General features: G+C 70.7%; 17 protein-coding genes and 1 pseudogene. 8 read left to right on the forward strand and 10 right to left on the reverse strand.

What is annotated here, in order from left to right; genetic code table 11:
* Positions 1-106: 106 nt before the first annotated feature.
* A pseudogene (locus tag H4W81_RS40640) lies at positions 107-561 on the forward strand (nuclear transport factor 2 family protein).
* A 469-nt stretch (positions 562-1,030) separates the two neighbouring features.
* Positions 1,031-1,669 carry a sigma-70 family RNA polymerase sigma factor gene (locus H4W81_RS40645; RefSeq protein ID WP_225959028.1) on the forward strand — a complete coding sequence of 213 codons (639 nt, stop codon included), beginning with the start codon at positions 1,031-1,033 and terminating at the stop codon, positions 1,667-1,669.
* A gap of 106 nt (positions 1,670-1,775) precedes the next feature.
* Here the strand turns inward: H4W81_RS40645 and H4W81_RS40650 are convergent, their stop codons facing one another.
* Positions 1,776-2,153, reverse strand: coding sequence for a DUF5319 domain-containing protein (locus tag H4W81_RS40650; RefSeq protein WP_183650746.1), 378 nt, complete (start codon positions 2,151-2,153; stop codon positions 1,776-1,778).
* Between the two features lie 28 nt (positions 2,154-2,181).
* Positions 2,182-3,195, reverse strand: coding sequence for a helix-turn-helix transcriptional regulator (locus H4W81_RS40655; protein WP_192779647.1), 1,014 nt, complete (start codon positions 3,193-3,195; stop codon positions 2,182-2,184).
* Between the two features lie 418 nt (positions 3,196-3,613).
* Here H4W81_RS40655 and guaB point away from each other — a divergent pair, with 418 nt between their 5' ends.
* A complete protein-coding gene (gene guaB, locus H4W81_RS40660; RefSeq protein ID WP_192779648.1) occupies positions 3,614-5,098 on the forward strand; it encodes an IMP dehydrogenase in 1,485 nt (494 codons plus the stop codon).
* Between the two features lie 7 nt (positions 5,099-5,105).
* Complete coding sequence (locus H4W81_RS40665) at positions 5,106-6,224, forward strand: GuaB3 family IMP dehydrogenase-related protein (protein WP_192779649.1); 1,119 nt, start codon at positions 5,106-5,108, stop codon at positions 6,222-6,224.
* Between the two features lie 86 nt (positions 6,225-6,310).
* On the opposite strand, the gene H4W81_RS40670 is transcribed toward H4W81_RS40665, so the two are convergent.
* Positions 6,311-6,679: a dihydrofolate reductase family protein gene (locus H4W81_RS40670; RefSeq protein WP_318782378.1), complete on the reverse strand. Its 369-nt coding sequence runs from the start codon at positions 6,677-6,679 to the stop codon at positions 6,311-6,313.
* On the opposite strand from H4W81_RS40670, the gene H4W81_RS40675 reads away from it, so the two are divergent.
* Both H4W81_RS40675 and H4W81_RS40680 read left to right on the forward strand, forming a co-directional pair.
* Entirely contained in the window at positions 6,645-7,130 is a 486-nt protein-coding gene (locus H4W81_RS40675; protein WP_192779651.1) for a TetR/AcrR family transcriptional regulator, read from the forward strand. The genes H4W81_RS40670 and H4W81_RS40675 overlap by 35 nt on opposite strands.
* A 14-nt stretch (positions 7,131-7,144) precedes the next feature.
* Positions 7,145-7,921: a phosphotransferase family protein gene (locus tag H4W81_RS40680; RefSeq protein ID WP_192781335.1), complete on the forward strand. Its 777-nt coding sequence runs from the start codon at positions 7,145-7,147 to the stop codon at positions 7,919-7,921.
* A 26-nt stretch (positions 7,922-7,947) separates the two neighbouring features.
* Here H4W81_RS40680 and H4W81_RS40685 read toward each other — a convergent pair whose 3' ends face one another.
* Genes H4W81_RS40685 through H4W81_RS40705 form a run of 5 tightly spaced genes read right to left on the reverse strand, consistent with a single transcriptional unit; the run spans position 7,948 to position 12,386 of the window.
* Positions 7,948-8,643, reverse strand: coding sequence for a hypothetical protein (locus tag H4W81_RS40685; protein WP_192779652.1), 696 nt, complete (start codon positions 8,641-8,643; stop codon positions 7,948-7,950).
* Between the two features lie 32 nt (positions 8,644-8,675).
* Positions 8,676-9,497 (reverse strand): class II fructose-bisphosphate aldolase, encoded by an 822-nt coding sequence (locus H4W81_RS40690; protein ID WP_192779653.1) that lies wholly within the window; start codon positions 9,495-9,497, stop codon positions 8,676-8,678.
* Between the two features lie 8 nt (positions 9,498-9,505).
* The gene (locus H4W81_RS40695) at positions 9,506-10,384 is read right to left on the reverse strand and encodes a 1-phosphofructokinase family hexose kinase (protein ID WP_192779654.1); all 879 of its coding nucleotides are present in this window, start codon (positions 10,382-10,384) and stop codon (positions 9,506-9,508) included.
* Positions 10,384-11,517 (reverse strand): N-acetylglucosamine-6-phosphate deacetylase, encoded by a 1,134-nt coding sequence (nagA, locus tag H4W81_RS40700; protein ID WP_192779655.1) that lies wholly within the window; start codon positions 11,515-11,517, stop codon positions 10,384-10,386. Before nagA ends, H4W81_RS40695 begins: the two co-directional genes overlap by 1 nt.
* A complete protein-coding gene (locus tag H4W81_RS40705) occupies positions 11,514-12,386 on the reverse strand; it encodes an SIS domain-containing protein (RefSeq protein ID WP_225959030.1) in 873 nt (290 codons plus the stop codon). Before H4W81_RS40705 ends, nagA begins: the two co-directional genes overlap by 4 nt.
* Positions 12,387-12,490: 104 nt before the next feature.
* Between H4W81_RS40705 and H4W81_RS40710 the strand changes: the two genes are divergently transcribed.
* Both H4W81_RS40710 and H4W81_RS40715 read left to right on the forward strand, forming a co-directional pair.
* Positions 12,491-13,261 (forward strand): DeoR/GlpR family DNA-binding transcription regulator, encoded by a 771-nt coding sequence (locus tag H4W81_RS40710; protein WP_192779657.1) that lies wholly within the window; start codon positions 12,491-12,493, stop codon positions 13,259-13,261.
* A gap of 34 nt (positions 13,262-13,295) precedes the next feature.
* The gene (locus H4W81_RS40715; protein ID WP_192779658.1) at positions 13,296-15,026 is read left to right on the forward strand and encodes a glycerol-3-phosphate dehydrogenase/oxidase; all 1,731 of its coding nucleotides are present in this window, start codon (positions 13,296-13,298) and stop codon (positions 15,024-15,026) included.
* A 44-nt stretch (positions 15,027-15,070) separates the two neighbouring features.
* Here the strand turns inward: H4W81_RS40715 and H4W81_RS40720 are convergent, their stop codons facing one another.
* Both H4W81_RS40720 and H4W81_RS40725 read right to left on the reverse strand, forming a co-directional pair.
* Positions 15,071-17,122: a beta-propeller domain-containing protein gene (locus tag H4W81_RS40720; protein WP_192779659.1), complete on the reverse strand. Its 2,052-nt coding sequence runs from the start codon at positions 17,120-17,122 to the stop codon at positions 15,071-15,073.
* Between the two features lie 31 nt (positions 17,123-17,153).
* Positions 17,154-19,169, reverse strand: coding sequence for a serine/threonine protein kinase (locus tag H4W81_RS40725; RefSeq protein WP_192779660.1), 2,016 nt, complete (start codon positions 19,167-19,169; stop codon positions 17,154-17,156).
* Positions 19,170-19,194: the final 25 nt, after the last annotated feature.

Consider the following 19,194-nt stretch of genomic DNA (forward strand, 5'->3'; position numbering starts at 1 on the left):
GCGCCGGAGGTTCATCGAGTCTCGTCCCCTTGTTCCGCGCCGGAGGTTCGTCAGGCGCCGAGGGTTCATCAAGTCCCAGCCACCTGTTTCGCACTGGAGGTTCGTCATGTCTCGTCCGCCTGTTCCGCCCTTCACGGAGACCGACGCGCTGGCCAAGGTCCAGGCCGCCGAGGACGCGTGGAACACCCGCGACCCCGCGCGGTGGCGCTGGCTTACACGCCCGACTCCGTCTGGCGCAACCGCGACGTGTTCGTCACGGGGAGAGCCGAGATCGAACGGTTCCTGACCGAGAAGTGGGCCAGGGAGCTGGACTACGCCCTGCGCAAGGAGCTCTGGGCGTTCGGCGACGACAGGATCGCGGTGCGGTTCCAGTACGAGTGGCGTAATGCCGCGGGGCAGTGGTGGCGCAGCTACGGCAACGAGTTGTGGGAGTTCGACGCCGAGGGGCTGATGCGGCGGCGCGAGGCCAGCATCAACGATGTGGCGATCACCGAGGAGGAGCGACGCATCCACGGCGCCAGACCCGCAGCAGAGCGCGGCCTTCCGTTCCCTCTGCACTAGCGATGAGCCCCTCTGGGCGGCCGGCCCCCGCTTGGCGGTGGAATGAGCTCGGGCGAAGTGGGCCGGTGCGCAGCCTGTGGCGGATGAGGCAGGTTCTCCCACATGGCGGGTGAGGTGAGCTCATCCACGCCGGATGAGCTCTGTTCGATGAGTGAGGCGGGAGCTCCTGGTTGGCGGTGCCAGGGGCGGCGGCGTGCCATGGGGGAGTGGACGATCCGTTGTGACGGGGGAGACGCGCGGGCAAAGAAGGGCAAGGTGTCCGGAAAGTGGCCTTATTCCGGTAAACCGAACGCGTTCGTAAAGCGTCCAGGAGTCTGACAAGTATCGTGCATTTCGGCTAATCGCGTGAAATATTGTGTCACCCCGAAAGGCTTAGTGTCGTCATTCGATTACGCCCCGTTATCGTCCCCTCAATGTGACCAATCCGTAGCCGTTCGCTATGACGACATGCAGGATCAGTGCGGGCATCATGCCTAACGTGAGCGAGGGAAGCGTCGCCGACGCCAAAATTGGGGTAAGGCTAGCGTCGAGACTTCCGGCACGATCGGATGAGTCCGACCTTCGGGAACTGACGAGCCTCGCCGTCCAGGGGGATCGCAGTGCGATCGAATCTCTGCTCGGGGAGCTCCGCCCGATGGTGGTGCGCTATTGCCGGGCGCGCCTCGGCAGGGTTTCAGGGCAATATCACATTGCAGATGATGTGGCGCAGGAAGTGTGCATCGCCGTTCTGTCCGCACTGCCGCGCTATCGCGATATGGGGCGGCCGTTCGCCTCGTTCGTGTTCGGGATCGCCTCGCACAAGGTCGCCGACGCGCTGCGCAGTTCGGTGCGCTCGGCCGTACCCACGCAGGATCTGCCCGACGGGCCCGACGACGGGCCGGGTCCCGAGGAGACGGTGGTCCGCTACATCGAGGTGGAGCAGGCCCGCAGGCTGCTGTCGAGGCTGCCCGACAACCAGCGCGAGTTGCTGCTGTTGCGGGTGGTATCAGGGCTGTCGGCCGAGGAGACCGGTAATGTACTCGGCATGTCACCAGGAGCGGTTCGGGTCGCCCAGCATCGGGCCCTGGCCAGGTTGCGGCAGATGGCCGAGCTGGAGTCGATCGCTTGACCGAGGAGGAGAGCGACGCGCTTCTCGACGCCCTGTCACGGGGTGAGGCGCCGCCCGCGTGGGATCAGGCGGCCAGGCTGCTGGCGGCGCTGGTCGAGGACGTCAGTCAGTGCCGTTCCTCGGTGTCGATGACACCGTCGACGTAGCCTCTGGCGTACTCCCAGCTCACGTAGTCGGACGGGTCGGGGTGGAAGGCCGGTTCGTGCACCTGCGGCTGGCCGTTCTCGATCATCTGGCGGAGGTTGCCGCGCAGCAGCTCCCAGTCGAAGAAGTGCTGCTCGGAGCATTCGGGGCAGTCGAGAACGAGGCCGAGCACCCCCTGGGGCTCCAGCAGCGAGCGGAAGACCTCGACGTCGGCGAGGTCGGTGATGGCCTCGTCGCGTTCGGCAGCGGTCAGCGGTTCGGCGTCGTCGAGGTCGCCCAGCGCCGAGCTGGGGTCGTTCGGGTCGTCCGCGAACGGGTCCGGTGGCACGTCTTCCAGCACCTTCCCACCATATGACTGATGGGGCGCTCTACGTGAGCCATCCTCTGCGGGCGGCCTCCACCCCGGCGTGGAAGCGCGACTGCGCGCCCAACTCGGCCATGGCGTCGGCGAACCTGGCGCGGACCGTGCGCACCGACACCCCGAGGTGCCGCGCGATGGAGTCGTCGCACATGCCCTGCGCGGCCAGCCGCAGCACCTGCACCACCCCGTCGGCCTTGCGCCCCCACGGCAGCGGCATCGCCCTCGCCCACAACTCCTCGAACAGCGAGTGCAGCACGCCGACGACGATGGGCGCCCGTACGACGTAGAAGTTGTAGGCGTGGTCGGGCAGGTTGCCGCCCCAGGTGGCGGGCAGGCCCGCCACTCCCGCGCCCGCGGTCATGAACCAGCTCGGCACCCTGTCGAGGGTGCGGACCTGACCGCCGGTCTCGATCAGGCGGCTGAGCTGGTCGCGCACCCCGGGCAGCGGCAGCGTCGCCACCGGGATGATCGCGCGCAGCGCCAGCAGGCCGCGCCGCTGCGCGTCGACCCACGGGTCGGCGAACTTCCTGGCGAAGTCGATCATGGTTCGCTCGTCGGGGATCGCGGTGAGCAGATCCATGGGCGTGGGCGACTGCACGGCGATGCCGACGACGCTCTCGTAGAGGATGTCGGCGCCGCTGACCTGCTCGACGGTGAACGGGCCGCTCTGGTAGTCGCGCCCGGCGTCGTAGTCGCGGATGAGGTGGCGGATGGAGCCGAGCGCGGAGTCGATGCGGCGGCTCTCCTCGGCCAGCAGGTCGAGGCGTTCGGCGATCAGCCTGCCGAGCGCGGCCGCGGGATGGCGGGCGAGGTAGTGGCCTGACTGCTCATCGACGACGCCCAGCCGGACGAGATCGTCGAGTTGCCTGCCGACGGTGTCGATCGGGCCGTCCATGGCCGCCGCGAGCTCGCTCAAGGTGGCCCTGTGCAGTCTCAGCACCGCCGTGTACAGCGCGGTCTGTGCCGGATCGAGGCCGAGGGTCTCGAGCGGGTCGGGCATGGTGCTGGAGTCGTTGCGCATGTGCTGTGCTCCGTAGAGGGGACACGGGCGTGCCGCGAGAATAACCCGGCGGCAGGGCCCTGTCCCGTCCTTGCGCCGACTCCTCCGCAGGCGGTGCAACTTCGTGCAATTGCACGTTTGAACATTGCGGTGTGCCACGGGGTAACGCAGCATTAACCCAGCGTCGGCACCCTTTGGAGCGAGCAGCGCCGCCACTAGGACGCGGAGGGGGGTTCGGTGGCATTCCGCGCCTCACCCGAGGCTGCCGGTGGCCGGGGAACCGGGACGGATCACCGACCGTCCCGGTTCCTCGGCACTTCGATGCCTGGAGGACGACGGACCGTGGGGGTCATCGTCCTCCAGACCCGCCCTGATCCTTTTGGCCGCACCCACTAAACTTGCTGCGACAAGCAGGGATGGCGGCTGGAGGGGTCACGGCATGTCCAAATTCACTGAAACGGGGCTCACGTTCGACGACGTGTTGCTCGTTCCCGCCTATTCGGACATGCAGCCGGGTGACGCGAGCACGGCGACACGGCTCTCACGGGGCATCACCCTGTCCATCCCGCTGGTCTCCGCCGCGATGGACACCGTGACCGAGGCGCGCATGGCGGTGGCGATGGCCCGCCAGGGCGGCATCGGCATCCTGCACCGCAACCTGTCCATCGAGGAGCAGGCCCAGCAGGCCGACCTGGTGAAGCGCTCCGAGGCCGGCATGGTCACCAATCCGGTGACCTGCTCGCCCGACGACACTCTCGCCGACGTCGAGCGGCTGTGCGCCGCCTACCGCATCTCCGGAGCCCCCGTCACCGACGCCGACGGCGTGCTCCTCGGCATCGTCACCAACCGTGACATGCGCTACGAGAGCGACCAGAGCCGCACCGTGCGTGAGGTCATGACCGCCATGCCGCTGGTCACCGCGCCGGTCGGGGTCTCGCGCGACGACGCGTTCGCGCTGCTCAAGGCGAACAAGATCGAGAAGCTGCCGCTCGTCGACGGCCAGGGCAGGCTGCGCGGCCTCATCACCATCAAGGACTTCACCAAGAGCGAGCAGTACCCGCTGTCCACCAAGGACGCCGACGGCCGCCTGATCGTGGGCGCGGCCATCGGCGTGGCGGGCGACGCCGAGCAGCGCGCGCAGGCCCTCATCGACGCGGGCGTCGACGTCATCATCGTCGACACCGCCCACGGCGACTCCAAGGGCGTCGGCGACATGATCGCCAAGGTCAAGGCGAACAGCCAGGGCATCGACGTGATCGGCGGCAACGTCGCGACCCGCGCGGGCGCGCAGTTGCTGATCGACGCGGGCGCCGACGCCGTCAAGGTCGGGGTGGGCCCCGGCTCGATCTGCACCACCCGCGTGGTCGCGGGCGTGGGCGCGCCGCAGATCACCGCCATCCACCAGGCGGCGCTGGCCTGCGGTCCCGCGGGCGTCCCGCTGATCGGCGACGGCGGCCTGCAGTACTCGGGCGACATCGTCAAGGCGATCGCGGCGGGGGCCGACACGGTCATGCTCGGCTCGCTGCTGGCCGGGTGCGAGGAGTCGCCCGGCGACCTGATCTTCATCAACGGCAAGCAGTTCAAGTCCTACCGGGGCATGGGCTCGCTCGGCGCGGTCCGCAACCGCGAGCGCGGCGGCACCTCCTTCAGCAAGGACCGCTACGGCCAGGACGAGGTCAGCTCCGAGGACAAGTACATCCCCGAGGGCATCGAGGGCCAGGTGCCCTACCGCGGCCCCGTCTCCGCCGTCACCTACCAGCTCGTCGGCGGCCTCCACCAGGGCATGTGGTACGCAGGATGCCGCACGATCTCCGAGATGCACGAGCGCAGCCAGCTCATGCCGATCACCTCGGCCGGCCTCAAGGAGAGCCACCCGCACGACATCCAGATGACGGTCGAAGCTCCGAACTATCACAGAAGGTAATTTTTTGATGACTCAGGTGGAGATCGGCCGCGGCAAGACCGGCCGCCGTGCCTACGCGCTCGACGAGATCGGCCTGGTGCCGTCTCGGCGCACGCGCGACCCGGAGGAGGTCTCGATCACCTGGCAGATCGACGCCTACCGGTTCGAGCTGCCCGTCGTGGTCGCGCCCATGGACAGCGTCGTGTCGCCCGCGACGGCGATCGCGATCGGCAAGCTCGGCGGTCTCGCGCCGCTCGACCTGGAGGGCCTCTGGACGCGCTACGAGGACCCCAGGCCGCTCCTCGAGGAGTGTGCCTCCCTCGACATCGAGGCGGCCACGCGCAGGCTCCAGGAGATCTACACGGCCCCGATCAAGGAGGAGCTGATCGGGCGCAGGATCCACGAGATCCGCGACGCCGGCGTGACCACCGCGGTCCGCCTGTCGCCGCAGCGCACCGTGCAGTTCCACAAGGCGGTCATCGACGCGGGCGTCGACATCTTCGTCATCCGCGGCACCACGGTCTCGGCCGAGCACGTCTCGAGCAAGGCCGAACCGCTGAACCTCAAGCAGTTCATCTACGAGCTCGACGTGCCGGTGATCGTCGGCGGCTGCGCCACCTACACCGCCGCGCTGCACCTGATGCGCACCGGCGCCGCGGGCGTGCTGGTGGGCTTCGGCGGCGGGGCCTCGCACACCACGCGCAACGTGCTCGGCGTCGCGGTGCCGATGGCCACGGCGATCTCCGACGTCGCGGCGGCCCGCCGCGACTACCTCGACGAGTCGGGCGGCAGGTACGTCCACGTGATCGCCGACGGCGGCATGGGCACCTCGGGCGACATCGCCAAGGCCATAGCCTGCGGCGCCGACGCGGTGATGGTCGGCTCGCCGCTGGCCAGGGCGGCCGAGGCGCCTGGACACGGCTTCCACTGGGGTTCGGAGGCGCACCACCCCGACCTCCCGCGCGGGCGTCGCGTGGAGTTCGGCACGGTCGGCACCCTGGAGCAGATCCTGCACGGGCCCTCCAGTGTGGCCGACGGCTCGATGAACCTGATGGGCGCGCTCAAGCGGACGATGGCCTCCACGGGCTACTCCGACATCAAGGAGTTCCAGCGCGTCGAGGTGGTCGTGGCGCCGGTCCAGCGCTGACCCTCCCGATCACACACGAGACCCGCACCGCCGTACGGCGGTGCGGGTCTCGTCGTCTGCCGGGGCGCCGCCGTTCAGGGGCGCTCTCACGTCCTGGCGTACCACGTGACCCGCGCCCCGTTGCTGAAGGTCTCGGACGTGGTCGGGATGAACAGCGTGGGCCTGAACTCCCCGGAGAAGGCGGGGACGCCCGTGCCCGCGACCACCGGGTAGTGCTTGATGATCAGCTCGTCGATCTCCGGCAGGACCGCCGCGGCCAGCCGGCCGCCGCCGGCCAGGTAGATGTCCATGCCCTCCTCCTTCTTCAGCCGCCGCACCAGCTCCAGCGGCTCGCCCCTGACGATCTCGACCTCGGGGTCGGTGCTGTCGGGCAGCGTCGTGGAGAGCACGTACTGCCGCAGCGGGCTGTACGGGCTGGTGATGCCCTCGTCGAGGGCGGGCGTGCCGACGGGCACCGCGTCCAACTACTTCGCCAACCGCGACGATCTGCTCACCCAGGCGGGCGGCCGGATCTACGAGCGGCTGCAGCCCGACGAGGCCACGATGGAGCTGAGCCTGAAGGGGCCCCGCGACCAGGGCAGGACCGTCGAGCTGATGCGGGAGCTGGTGGCCAGGATCACCGCCTACGACATCGGCTATCTCGCCCTGCTGGAGCTGAGGCTGGAGGCGACGCGGCGGGCCGCGCTGCGGGCCGTCCTGACGGAGCGCATCAGGGCCGATGTCGAGGCGAACGTCCGCTACCACCTGGAGTCGGGCCTGCCGGGCGACGCGACCATGGTGAAGCTGCTCTACCTGGCGATGAACTGGCTGATCGTGGAGCGGCTCACGCTGCCCGACGTGTTCAGCCCCGAGGAGAGCGAGGAGCTCGTGACGCGGGCGGTCGAACGGCTCATGCCCAGCTCGTAGACTCCACGACCGTGATGGCCGATCTTCAGGGCACGCACGTGGTTGCGGTGGACGGCGACGTGGTCACCAAGCGCTTCGTCGACGGGAAGGCGGGGGGAGCCGAGCGCGAGTGGCGCGCGCTGTCCCTGCTGGCCGAGCACGCGCCGGGACTCACGCCCGAGCCGATCGCCTTCGAGCCCGGCGTGGTGGTGATGTCGCGGTTGGAAGGGACGCCGTTGCGGGGTCTGACACTCGGCCCGCCGCATCTGGAGGGCCTGGCAGAGGCGCTCGCGAGGCTGCACGAGGCGGTGCCCGCCCGGATCCTCGCCGGCGTGCCCGAGCGGCCATGGCAGGCAGCCCAACTGTCCGCGCAGGTGCGCGAGTGGTGCGCCCGGTGGCGGCCCAGGGGCTCGCTCGCCGACCTCGCGGTGAGGGAGGGCGCCAGGTGGCTGGACGGCTGGCGGCCGGGTCCCGCAGGCGCGCGACCCGCCTTCGGCGCGGGAGACGGCAACCTGGCCAACTTCCTCTGGGACGGCACGCGCGTGCGGATCGTGGACTTCGAGGACTCGGGCCGCAGCGACCGGGCCTTCGAACTCGCCGAGGCGGCCGAGCACGTGTCGGCCTGGGTAGACGGCGAGGTCGATGTCACGGCCTGGGTCGAACTCGACCGCGACGAGGCGGCCAGGGTGCGCGAGTGCCGCAGGCTGCAGGCGTTGACGTGGCTGTTCCTGCTGTCGGGCGAGGGCCCGCGCAACCCGCCGGGCACGTTCGGACGGCAGGTCGAGCGGGTGCTGCGAGCGCTGGACGACTGACAGCTGGACGACTGACAGGGCGCAGGTCAGCGGGTGCGCTTTCGCTTCGCCCTCGGCCTCGCCGAGAGCCACGCCACCGCTGCGGCCCCCGCCAGCAGGACCGCGCCGCTCATGACCGGCCCCCAGGCCGGGCCGCGCTCCCGCATGGCCTCCGCCGCCGCGGGAGACACCGCGGGGGACGCCGCGGGGGACCCGCTGGGCGACACAGCGGGCGCCGGGCGGCCGAGGACGGTGAGCAGCTCCTTCGTGAGGGACTGCCCCGCGAACTCCGGCGACGCGGCCTCGTCGCCCCTGCGCAGGGGACCGCTCCCCGGCCTGAGCGCCACGTTCCCCGAGCAGAGCGAGGAGTACAGCGTGGTGCCGGGATCCGTCGAGAACAGCCCGCTGCCCATCGGCCCGTCGGAGGCGAACACGAGGTAGCGCGCCCCCTGCGCGAACCGGTAGCCGCAGGAGGCCGAGTCGGCGTTGGTCGCCACCTCGACCGTGGCCTGCCGCTCACCCTTGTAGATCTGGTCCACCGCGAACGTCACCACGAAGGGCGGCGTCGGCCCGAGCGGCGAGCCAGGGAGCTGCCGCAGGCCGGTGACCGTCCCCGTGAACACCGAGGCCGCGTTGCCCACCGCCGCGCGGGGCTCGAAGGGCACGCAGCTGCAGGCGCAGGCCGTGCCCGCCGGCACCAGGAGGAAACCGGCGAGGACGGCGAGGAAGGTGAGCAGGCGCATACCCGCTCACACGTACGGCAGGGCTCCGCGGTTCAGCCCAGGACGCCGAGCAGGTGGGTGACCTCGCGGGCCACCGCGTCGCGTCCGGCCCTGAGGTACTTGCGGGAGTCGACCACCTTGGGGTCGGCGGCCAGGTACTCGCGGACCGCGCCGGTGAACGCCTTGTTGAGGTGCGTGGCGATGTTGATCTTCTTCATGCCGTGCCGTACGGCGTCGCGCAGGTTGTCGTCGGAGACGCCGGAGGAGCCGTGCAGCACCAGCGGCACCGGCACCGCGGCGGCCAGCTCCGCGATCAGCGCCAGGTCGAGCACGGCGTCCTTGGTGGTCATCGCGTGCGAGGTGCCGACGGCGACCGCGAGCGCGTCCACGCCGGTGCGGGCGACGTAGTCGACGGCCTCGTGCGGCTTGGTACGGGCCCCGGGGGCGTGCACACCGTCCTTGCCGCCGACCTCGCCCAGCTCGGCCTCCACCCACACGCCGTTCGCGTGGCAGTGGGCGACGACCTCGGCCGTGGCGGCGACGTTCTCCTCGTCGGGCAGCGCGGAGGCGTCGAACATGACGGAGCCGAGGCCCAGGGAGACGGCCTCCTCGACGAGGGCCCTGTCGGTGGCGTGGTCGAGGTGCACGGCGACGGGCACGGCCGCGCGCCTGGCGACGGCCAGCGTGGCGAGCGCGACGGGCTCGAGCGCGCCGTGGTAGCGGACCGCGTTCTCACTGATCTGCAGCACCACGGGGGCGCCCGCCGCCTCGGCGCCCGCGACGATGGCGGTGGCGTGCTCCAGCTGGATCACGTTGAACGCGCCGACTCCTGCCTTCGCGCTGTGGACGATCTCGGCGATGCCGACGAGAGGCATGGTGCTCCTTAAGCGATGACGATCTGAGGGTGGATGGCGTCGAACACGTCACGGTCGAAGTCGCCCGCCACGGGCGCGGCGACGGCGGCGGCGCCCAGCGCGGCGGCCCTGCGCAGCCGTTCGGGCCAGGGCGTGCCCTCGGCCAGGCCGAGCGCCAGCCCGGCGACCAGCGCGTCGCCCGCACCCGTCGGGTTCCCCTCCACCCGGTACGGCATGCGCGCGCGGAAGACTCCTGAAGGGGTGATGGCGTGCAGCCCTTCCTCGCCCATCGAGACGACGACCGCCCCGGCGCCCTGGGCCATGAGCTCCTCGGCGCCCCCGCCGGGGAAGGCGCGGGCGAGCTCCTCCTTGTTGGGCTTGACGATCGCGGGCCTGCCCTTGGGCGCGTGGCGGAGCGGTTCGCCGTCGGCGTCGACGATCGCGGGGACGCCGGCCATGGCGGCGAGCGTGGCGTAGAAGTCGGCGGGGACGCCTCGGGGGAGGCTGCCGGAGATGACGACGGCCTCGGCCCCCTTGGCCAGGCGGGCGAAGTCGGCGACGAAGCGGTCGAGCTCGTCGGCGGTCACGACGGGCCCCGGCTCGTTGAAGAGCGCGGTGGTGGTCGAGTGGATCACCAGCGTGGTGCGGGAGTCGCCGCTGATGGGGGTGAGGGCGGAGGGCAGTCCCGCCGCGTCGAGATCGGCCTGGACGGCCTGGCCCGTGGGTCCGCCCACGAGGCCCGCCACCACGACCTCACGGCCGAGGGCGGCGAGCACCCGCGCGACGTTGACACCCTTGCCACCGGCACGCCTGTGCACCGCGGAGACGCGGTTCACCCCGTCCCAGTCGGCGTCGGGCACCTGGTAGGTGACGTCGAGGGCGGCGTTGAGCGTGACGGTGAGGATCATCAGGGCTCCGTGATCCAGGCGCCGCGCCGCATGACGCCGGCGACCTCGAGAGAGTCGTTCATGACAACCAGGTCGGCCACCTTGCCCGCGGCGATCGAGCCGATCCGGTCCTCGAGGCCCAGCACGCGGGCGGGGGTGAGCGAGGACACCTCGACCGCCTCCGCGATCGAGAACCCGACCTCCCGGACGGCGCGGCGGAAGGCGACGTCCATGGTCAGCGTGCTGCCGGCGATCGAGCCGCCCTCGACCAGGCGGGCGACGCCGTCCCTGACGCTGACCTCCATCGAGCCGAGCACGTACGTGCCGTCGCCCATGCCCGTGGCGGCCATCGCGTCGGTGATCAGCACCGTGCGCTCGGGCCCCGCGACCGTGTAGGCCAGGCGCAGCATGGCGGGGTGGACGTGCACGCCGTCGTTGATCAGCTCGATCGTGACGCGCTCGTCCTCCAGTAGGGCCGCGATGGGGCCGGGCGTGCGGTGGCCGAGCGGGGGCAGCGCGTTGTAGAGGTGGGTGGCGACCCGCGCGCCCGCTTCGATGCCGGCGATCGTCTGGTCGTAGGTGGCGTCGCTGTGGCCGAGGGCGGCGATGACGCCTTCGGCGGCCGCCGTACGGATGGTGTCGAGCGCGCCGGGCAGCTCGGCGGCGATGGTCAGCATGCGCACGTGCCCGCGCCCGGCCTTGACCAGCTCGCCGAACTCCTTGGGGTCGGGCTCGCGCAGCAGCCTGGGGTCGTGCGCGCCGCAGCGCGCCTTGGAGATGTAGGGACCCTCGAAGTGGATGCCGGCGAGGAGCCCCTCGTCGCACAGCTCGGCGAGGGAGGCGGTGGCCGAGGCGATGTCCTCGACCGACCCCGTCACCAGGCTGGCGACCATCGTGGTGGTGCCGTGCCTCTCGTGGAGCGCGACCGCGTCGCGCGCCTTGTCCTGCTCACCAGTCGGAAAGGACCCGCCCGCGCCGCCATGGTTGTGGATGTCGACGAAGCCCGGGACGACGAGTCGTCCGGCCAGGCTGTGGCCCGTTCGGGGGGCGGGTCCGTGGCCCACATGCGTGATGCGGCCGTCTTCGATGGTCAGCCACCCGTCGTGAACTCCCTCGGGGGTCGCGATACGGGCGTCGGCGAGAGTAAGGCTCATGGAGAAAGAATCACAGATCGCGTGAGGTGCATCGGCTCGTCGGGGTCGAGCCCGCGGGCGAAGGCGCGCGCGACGGCCACCCGCTGGGCGCGGATCAGCTCGGCCATCGGGTCGAGCGAGGTCTCGAAGAACGTGCCGCCGGTCGCCTCGACCTGCTCACGCAGGCCCTCGGGCGCGGTGCCGAGCATCCAGGTGACGCGTCCGGGCCCGGCGATGCTGATCGGGCCGTGGCGGTACTCCATCGCGGGGTAGGCCTCGGTCCACGACCGCGAGGCCTCGCGCATCTTCAGCGCGGCCTCCTGGGCGAGACCGACCGACCAGCCGGCGCCGAGGAAGCTGAACTGCTCGGCCTCGACCAGCTCGGCGGGCAGCGGCGCGGAGACGGCCTCGGTGGCGTCGGCGATGGCCTGGGTGAGGTCCTCGCCGAGGCTGGCGCGCAGCAGCGCGAGCTGGGTGGTGGCGAAGCGGGTCTGCACGACCGACCGCTCGTCGGCGTAGTCGAGCACGACGACGTGGTCGGCCAGAGTCATGACGGGGGTGTTCGGGTCCGCGGTGATGGCCGTGGTCTTCGCGTCGACCTTGCCGAGCAGGTCGAGGACCTCGGTGGTGGTGCCGGAGCGGGTCAGCGCGAGCACCCTGTCGTAGGAGCGGCCCAGCGGCGCCTCGGACGCGGCGAAGGCGTCGGTCTCGCCGAGCCCCGCCTGCTCACGCAGCGTGGCGTAGGCCATCGCGATGAACCAGGAGGTGCCACAGCCGATGACGGCGACCCGCTCGCCCGGCTGGGGCAGGGCGTCGGCCGGGATGTGCGCGACGGCGCGTTGCCAGCAACTCGGCTGGGACGCGATCTCGGCCTCCGTGTGGGTGGTCAAGGCTTTCCTCCCGATTGTGATTGTTTCTGCTCTTTTTATATCAGAACAGAGCATGAGTGTGCAGTGCTGGTCGTGCGGTCCCCGGTTGTGTCAGGCTTGCCTTCATGAGCCGTTATGACCGATGGAACTCGATTCTCGAGCTGCTCGCGCAGGAAGGACGGCTCTCGGTCGAGGAGGCTGCCGAAGCGCTCGACGTCTCCACCGCGACGATCCGCCGCGACTTCGATCAACTGGCCCAGCAGCAGATGCTCATGCGCACGCGCGGGGGCGCGGTCGCGCAGAGTGTCAGCTACGACCTGCCGTTGCGCTACAAGACGGCGAGGCACGCGGACGAGAAGCACCGCATCGCCGCGGCGGCCGCCGAGCTGGTCTCGCCGGGGGCGGTGGTCGGCATGAACGGCGGCACCACGACCTCCGAACTGGCCCGCACCCTCGCCACCCGCTCCACGCTCGAGGCCGGGTTCACCATCGTCACCAACGCGCTCAACATCGCCGCCGAGCTCACCGTCCGCCAGCACGTGAAGATCGTCGTGACCGGCGGCGTGGCCAGGCAGCAGTCGTACGAGCTCATCGGGCCGCTGGCGGGCGGCGTGCTCGAGCAGGTGACGCTCGACGTGGCCTTCCTCGGCGTCGACGCGATCGACGTCGAGCTCGGCGCCTCGGCGCACCACGAGGGGGAGGCCTCGGTCAACAACCTGCTCATCAGCAGGGCCAGCCAGGTCATCGTGGTGGCCGACTCCTCCAAGGTGGGCAGGCGCGCCTTCGCCAGAATCTGCCCGATCGACCGGATCGACACGCTCGTGACCGACGAGCAGCTGTCGGACGAGCGCGCGGGACAGCTCACCGAGGCAGGCGTGAAGGTGATCCGCGCGTGAGGCGTGCCGTCCGAAAGCGGGTACGTTCGGAGTCATGACGGCGAATATCGGATCCGCCCGGCTCGGTCCCGCCGAGAGATCGGCCGCGCTGGCCGCCATGGCGGAACGAGAGCTGGACGTGGTCGTCGTGGGCGGCGGCGTCGTCGGCGCGGGAATCGCGCTCGACGCGGTCACCCGTGGCCTGTCCGTAGGGCTGGTCGAGGCGCGCGACTTCGCCTCGGGCACCTCCTCTCGCTCGTCCAAACTGATCCACGGCGGTCTGCGCTACCTGGAGCAACTCAACTTCGAACTCGTCAGGGAGGCGCTGCAGGAGCGCGCGCTGCTCCTCCAGCGGATCGCCCCCCACCTCGTACGGCCGGTGCCGTTCCTCTTCCCGATGACCCATTACGGCTGGGAACGGCCCTACGTCGGGGCGGGGGTGGCGCTCTACGACACGCTCGGCTTCGCGTCGAGGCTGTCCAGAGGAGTGCCGGGACACCGCCACCTGTCGAGGAGCAGGGCGCTGCGGCTGGCCCCCGCGCTGAAGCGGACCGCCTTCACCGGCGCCGTGCAGTACTGGGACGCCCAGGTCGACGACGCCCGCTACGTGATGACCATGCTCCGCACCGCGGCCGCCTACGGCGCCTGTGTGGCACAGCGCGCCCAGGTGGTCGGCTTCCTGCGCGAGGGCGAGCGGGTCACCGGGGTGCGGGTGCGCGACCTGGAGAACTCCACCGAGGTCGAGATCAGGGCCAGGCAGGTCGTCAACGCCACGGGCGTCTGGACCGACGACATCCAGGAGCTGGTCGGCGGGCGGGGGCAGATCCACGTCCGCGCCTCCAAGGGCATCCACCTGGTGGTGCCGCGCGACCGTATCCACTCCCTCACCGGGATCATCCTGCGCACCGAGAAGTCCGTGCTCTTCGTGATCCCCTGGGGCAGGCACTGGATCATCGGCACCACCGACACCGAGTGGACCCTCGACAAGGCCCATCCGGCCGCCTCCAGGGTCGACATCGACTACCTGCTCGACCACGTCAACGCGGTGCTCTCGGTGCCGCTGACCAGGGACGACGTCGAGGGCGTCTACGCGGGGCTGCGGCCGCTGCTGTCGGGCGAGTCGGAGGAGACCTCCAAGCTGTCGCGCGAGCACGTGGTGGCGCATCCGGTGCCCGGCCTGGTGATGATCGCCGGCGGCAAGTACACCACGTACCGGGTGATGGCCAGGGACGCGGTGGACGCCGTGGCGCACGGGCTGGACCAGCGCGTGCCCCACTCGTGCACCGACCGGATCCCGCTGGCGGGGGCCGAGGGCTACCAGGCGCTGTGGAACGCCCGTCACCGCCTGGCGCACAGTTCCGGGCTGCACGTGGCGCGCATCGAGCACCTGCTCCAGCGGTACGGCTCGCTCATCGAGGAGGTGCTCGAGCTGATCGAGGCGGACCGCTCGCTGGCCCGTCCGCTCAACGGGGCCGACGACTACCTCCGCGCGGAGATCGTCTACGCGGCCAGCCACGAGGGCGCGCGCCATCTCAACGACGTGCTGACCAGGCGCACCCACATCTCGATCGAGACCTTCCACCGGGGGCTCGCCGTGGCGCAGGAGGCCGCCGAGCTGCTGGCCGGGCCGCTGGAGTGGGACGGCGACCAGGTGAAGAGGGAGGTCGAGTACTTCACCAAGCGGGTGGAGGCCGAGCGGCTGTCCCAGGAGCAGGACACCGACCAGGAGGCCGACGCGATCCGCCTGGGCGCCCCCGAGATCGTCCCCGTCGCCCTGCCGTCCTGAGCGTCACGGCCCCGACGGTCCGCCGTCAGGGCCGTGACCCCTGGTCATCGCTCGCTGAGCGGGATCCAGGACTGCTCGTCCAGCGTGTTCAGGTCGTTGACCTTGATGCCCGCCTGCGACACCGTCCACAGCGAGTCGCCGATCACCAGCGAGCGCTGGATGCCGGGCTGGTAGCTGTGGTCGCCCTCCTTGATCTTCGGGTGCGTGATGGTGCCGACCTTGGTGACCTCGGTGTCGGAGATCTTCAGCACCATCGCCCCCGAGTCGGGCTGCCCCTCGCGGTAGCTGCTCACGGGGATGACGGCGGAGCCGGTCTTGGGCCAGTACAGGAACGCGTGCGGGTCCCACTCGGCCTCCGAGCCCGAGTCCTTCTGGAACAGCTGCGACAGCCGCTTGGGGGCGGCCGGGTCGCTGACGTCGAACAGGGAGACCTGGGTGCCGAGCGTCCTGCCCTTCTCGCTGGCCTCCTGGCCGAGCCCGATGAGGCGGCCGTCGCCCGCGGGGTGGAGATAGGCCGAGTAGCCGGTGATCTTGAGCTCGCCCGTCACCTTCGGCGCGGCGGGGTCGCGCAGGTCGAGCGTGTAGAGCGGGTCCACCTGCCGGAAGGTCACGACGTAGCCGACGGGGCCGATGAAGCGGACCGAGTAGATGCGCTCGTCCTTGCCCAGGCCGCCGACCTCGCCGAGCTTGGCGAGAGTGTCGGCGCGCAGCACGTAGACGGCGCTGGAGCTGGTCTTCTGGTCGGCGAGCGTGGTGGCGATGCGCAGGTTGCCCTCGTGCTCCGACATCGCGTACTGGTTCAGCAGCCGGCCGGGGACCTTGCCGGAGGCGAGATACTTCGGCGCGCCCGCCTGGCTGATGTCGAAGCGGTGGACCTCGGTCTCCTCCGGCGGGACGACGGGGGACGTGGTCGGCTCGGGGGTGACGATGGTGGACGGCGCCGACGAGGTCGGCTCCTCGGCGGGCGCCACACCCGCACCCGAGGAGGAGGTGGAGGCGGGAGGGGCCGAGGCGGTGGCCGAGGGGGCGGGCTCCACGGGGGTGTCCATCACCGGCGGCTCGACCGGGATCGGGAACCACCAGCGCGGGTTGCTGGTCACGTAGAGGCTGGTGCCGGTGCCGTAGACCGTGTCGCCGTCGGCCGCCACGCTGATCGGGTTGGCCGCCGCGGCCGACAGGTCCTGCGTCAGGTCGATGGAGTGCACGGTCAGCAGCGACGTCCCCGTGTAACTCTCGGGGTGGCTGACCCGCTCGCACTTCACCGACTCGTCGCGGGACGCGCCCGACGCGTCGGTGATCGTGAACTTCGGCAGCCAGGCGGCGATGGGCGCCTGCCGTACGACCGCCTGGTTGACCTTGAGGCGCTCGGACTCGGGCACGTCCTCGCGGGGCTGGGGGAAGGTGATGTCGGGCTGGCTGCGCACGACCAGCCGTACGGTCGAGCCCACCAGGCGGGCGTCCACGTGCATGCCGCGCGGCTCGATGGTGCCGAGCAGCTTCGGCCCGCCCTCGCCCGCGAGGTCCACGAGCGCGTACTGCGGGCCGCCGGTGGGCGCGAAGGCGCGCTTGGCGACCGCGCCGAGGGGGATGCCGCCGCCGTTGAACAGCACGAGCGCCCGGTCGCCCGACACCAGCAGATCGCCCGCGACCCAGTTCTCCTTGGCCAGCTCGAGCGTGCCGGTGATCTTCCTGGTCGCCGCGTCGATGACGCGGAGCTTGCCCTGGCTGACGGTGATGACCCGCTTGCCGTCGGTCTTGACCAGGTCGGGCTCGTCGACGCCCTGCTCGTGCACGTTCGTCGTCGAGTGCTCCGCCGCGCCGCTGTCCTGGGTCGCCTGGGGCACGGCCTTTCCGGCCACGTCCGCGCGCTCCATGTACATGATCGGAGGGCCGCCGAGCCCCCATGCCGTGACGCTCTTCGCGGTGTTCTCGCGCAACCCGGAGAGCATCTCGTCGCACCCGCTGTAGGAGACCAGCTTCACGTCGCTCAGGTCGAGCGGCGCGGCGGCCGGGGGCGCGACGACGGATGAGGTGCAGGCGGCGGTCGCCGTCGCGAGGGCCGCGGCGGTCAGTGCCGTCCGGATCAGCGTCTTCATGCCCCCTACACGGGCGCCCGCTCCGAACGGTTCATGGTGCTCTCGTAAAGTTTGGGCCGAACCCCTCGGCGCTGGGGATGTCGAGCAGGGTGCGGACCTCCTTGCCGGAGAAGTCGACCACCACGACACGGGCCTTGGCGGCGTTGCCGCTCTCCCAGCAGTACAGATGGGTCTCGTCGTACCAGCCGAGGAGCTTGTCGCAGAAGGTGGTGATGCTGCGCAGCCGTTTTCCCGACTCGCCGTCCCACACGCACAGTTGGCCGTCGTCGCCTTCCGGGCACTTCGTGGCGAACGACCTGCCCGAGGGGGAGAAGATGTCCGGGGCGCCGACGGGTAGTTCGCCGACGTTGCCGGCGTCGCGCAGCTTGTTGCCGGCGGCGCCGAAGAAGCGCAGGTCGGAGCCGTAGAGGCTGACCACGCCCGTGGTCTGGCCGTCCCATCCGAAAGAGCCGTCCTTCCTGCCGGCCACCTTGACCACGCTCGCCTTCCCCGTCGCCACGTCGACGATGATGAAGCCCAGGTTGAGCCAGTCCTTGCCCTTCAGCTGGTCGATGTTGAGCAGGATCTTCGAGCTGTCCTTCGACCAGCCGCTGATGTTGCTGACCAGCGGCTCCTTGACGGTCTTGACGGACGTCCTCTTCCTGCCGGTCCTCGTGTCGGTGATCTCGATGAAGTCGTAGCGGTCGGAGGTGTAGTTCTCGCCGTGGCCCGCGAGAAGACGGCCGTCGGGGGAGAGCAGGCTCTTCGCGTTGTCGCCGTAGCGGCGGAACGGGCCCGTCAGCGTGTCCCTGGTGTAGTGCACCCACTCCGTGGAGTTCTTGTCGACGTCGTAGGAGGTGAGCCTGATCGGATCGTCGGGGCGCTCGTAGAGAGTGGCCTGCGTGCCCAGCGGCCGCTGCGTGACCAGGCCCTGTGTGGGCTCGGCCGGTCCGGACGGCGAGGGCGACGCCGCGGGCACACCCCGGTCGAAGATGCGCTGCCACGGCACGGCGACGGCCACCACGACGAGGAGCAGCGCGGTGAGCCCCGCCGCGAGTCCGGCGATCAGGCCCTTCCTGCTCTTCCTGGGCGGCGTCGGACCCGTCACCTGGGGTGGGGTGGCGGGGGGAGCCCTGCCGTGCCGGATTCCCGGTGGCGGGCCGCTCGCCCCTGCGGTCTGGAGGCGATGGGCGCCATGGTGGGGGAAGACGCGGGTGGATTCCACCATGGAGGCGGCGGCGGCCTCCCGCAGCATGGCACCAGGGGTCACCGGGTGCTGCAGCAGCTCCATGATGACCTGCCCGGCGGTGGGCCGCCGGGAGGGGTCCTTGGACAGGCAGGCGTGCACCGCCCCGTGCAGCGGCTCGTCGAGACCCGAGACGTCGGGTTGCGCGTTGAGCACCCTGTTGATCACCGCGGGCATCGTGTCGCTGCCGAACGGCGCCCTGCCCGAGGCGGCGTAGGCGATGGTGCTGGCCCAGGCGAACAGGTCGGCGGCCGCGCCGACCGCGTCTCCGAGGAGCTGTTCGGGAGCCATGAACGACGGTGTCCCCACCGGCGAGGAACTGATCGTGGAGGTGGCGTCGAGCGCTCTGGCGATGCCGAAGTCGATCACCCTGGCCCCGTCGGCGGCGATGATGACGTTGGCCGGTTTGAAGTCGCGGTGCACGATGCCCGACTGGTGGATCGCCGCCAGCGCGGTGACGGTGCCGATCGCGAGGCGGTGCAGGGCGGTCCCGGTGATCGGGCCCTGCGCCTGGACGACGCGCTGCAGGGTGGGGCCCTCGATGTACTCGCTGACGATGTACGGCCGGTCGTCCTGCGCACCCGTGGCGAGGACCTGCGCGGTGCAGAAGGGCGCGACCTGCTGCGCGACCCTGACCTCGCGCAGGAACCTCTCGGTGTTGACGGGGTCGCCGAAACGCAGCCACTTGATCGCGACACGCCCACCAGTGCCGTCGGTGGCGAGGTAGACGACACCCTGGCTGCCGTCGCCGAGCCTGCCGACGAGCCTGTAGTCACCGAGACTTGCCGGGTCTCCTGACCTGAGCGGATCGTAGGACGGCATATCTGACATTGTCGCGCGCCGCCAC

Source organism: Nonomuraea africana, from assembly GCF_014873535.1.
Classification (GTDB): domain Bacteria; phylum Actinomycetota; class Actinomycetes; order Streptosporangiales; family Streptosporangiaceae; genus Nonomuraea; species Nonomuraea africana.

Bases quoted from the DNA above. Each gene is read 5' to 3' on its own strand.
- guaB (WP_192779648.1), top strand. From the start codon at position 3,614: ATGTCCAAATTCACTGAAACGGGGCTCACGTTCGACGACGTGTTGCTC.
- H4W81_RS40675 (WP_192779651.1), top strand. From the start codon at position 6,645: ATGCCCTCGTCGAGGGCGGGCGTGCCGACGGGCACCGCGTCCAACTAC.
- H4W81_RS40655 (WP_192779647.1), bottom strand. From the start codon at position 3,195: ATGCGCAACGACTCCAGCACCATGCCCGACCCGCTCGAGACCCTCGGC.
- H4W81_RS40720 (WP_192779659.1), bottom strand. From the start codon at position 17,122: ATGAAGACGCTGATCCGGACGGCACTGACCGCCGCGGCCCTCGCGACG.
- H4W81_RS40695 (WP_192779654.1), bottom strand. From the start codon at position 10,384: ATGATCCTCACCGTCACGCTCAACGCCGCCCTCGACGTCACCTACCAG.
- H4W81_RS40690 (WP_192779653.1), bottom strand. From the start codon at position 9,497: ATGCCTCTCGTCGGCATCGCCGAGATCGTCCACAGCGCGAAGGCAGGA.
- H4W81_RS40680 (WP_192781335.1), top strand. From the start codon at position 7,145: ATGGCCGATCTTCAGGGCACGCACGTGGTTGCGGTGGACGGCGACGTG.
- H4W81_RS40715 (WP_192779658.1), top strand. From the start codon at position 13,296: ATGACGGCGAATATCGGATCCGCCCGGCTCGGTCCCGCCGAGAGATCG.
- H4W81_RS40645 (WP_225959028.1), top strand. From the start codon at position 1,031: ATGCCTAACGTGAGCGAGGGAAGCGTCGCCGACGCCAAAATTGGGGTA.
- H4W81_RS40685 (WP_192779652.1), bottom strand. From the start codon at position 8,643: ATGCGCCTGCTCACCTTCCTCGCCGTCCTCGCCGGTTTCCTCCTGGTG.
- H4W81_RS40665 (WP_192779649.1), top strand. From the start codon at position 5,106: ATGACTCAGGTGGAGATCGGCCGCGGCAAGACCGGCCGCCGTGCCTAC.
- H4W81_RS40725 (WP_192779660.1), bottom strand. From the start codon at position 19,169: ATGCCGTCCTACGATCCGCTCAGGTCAGGAGACCCGGCAAGTCTCGGT.
- nagA (WP_192779655.1), bottom strand. From the start codon at position 11,517: ATGAGCCTTACTCTCGCCGACGCCCGTATCGCGACCCCCGAGGGAGTT.
- H4W81_RS40710 (WP_192779657.1), top strand. From the start codon at position 12,491: ATGAGCCGTTATGACCGATGGAACTCGATTCTCGAGCTGCTCGCGCAG.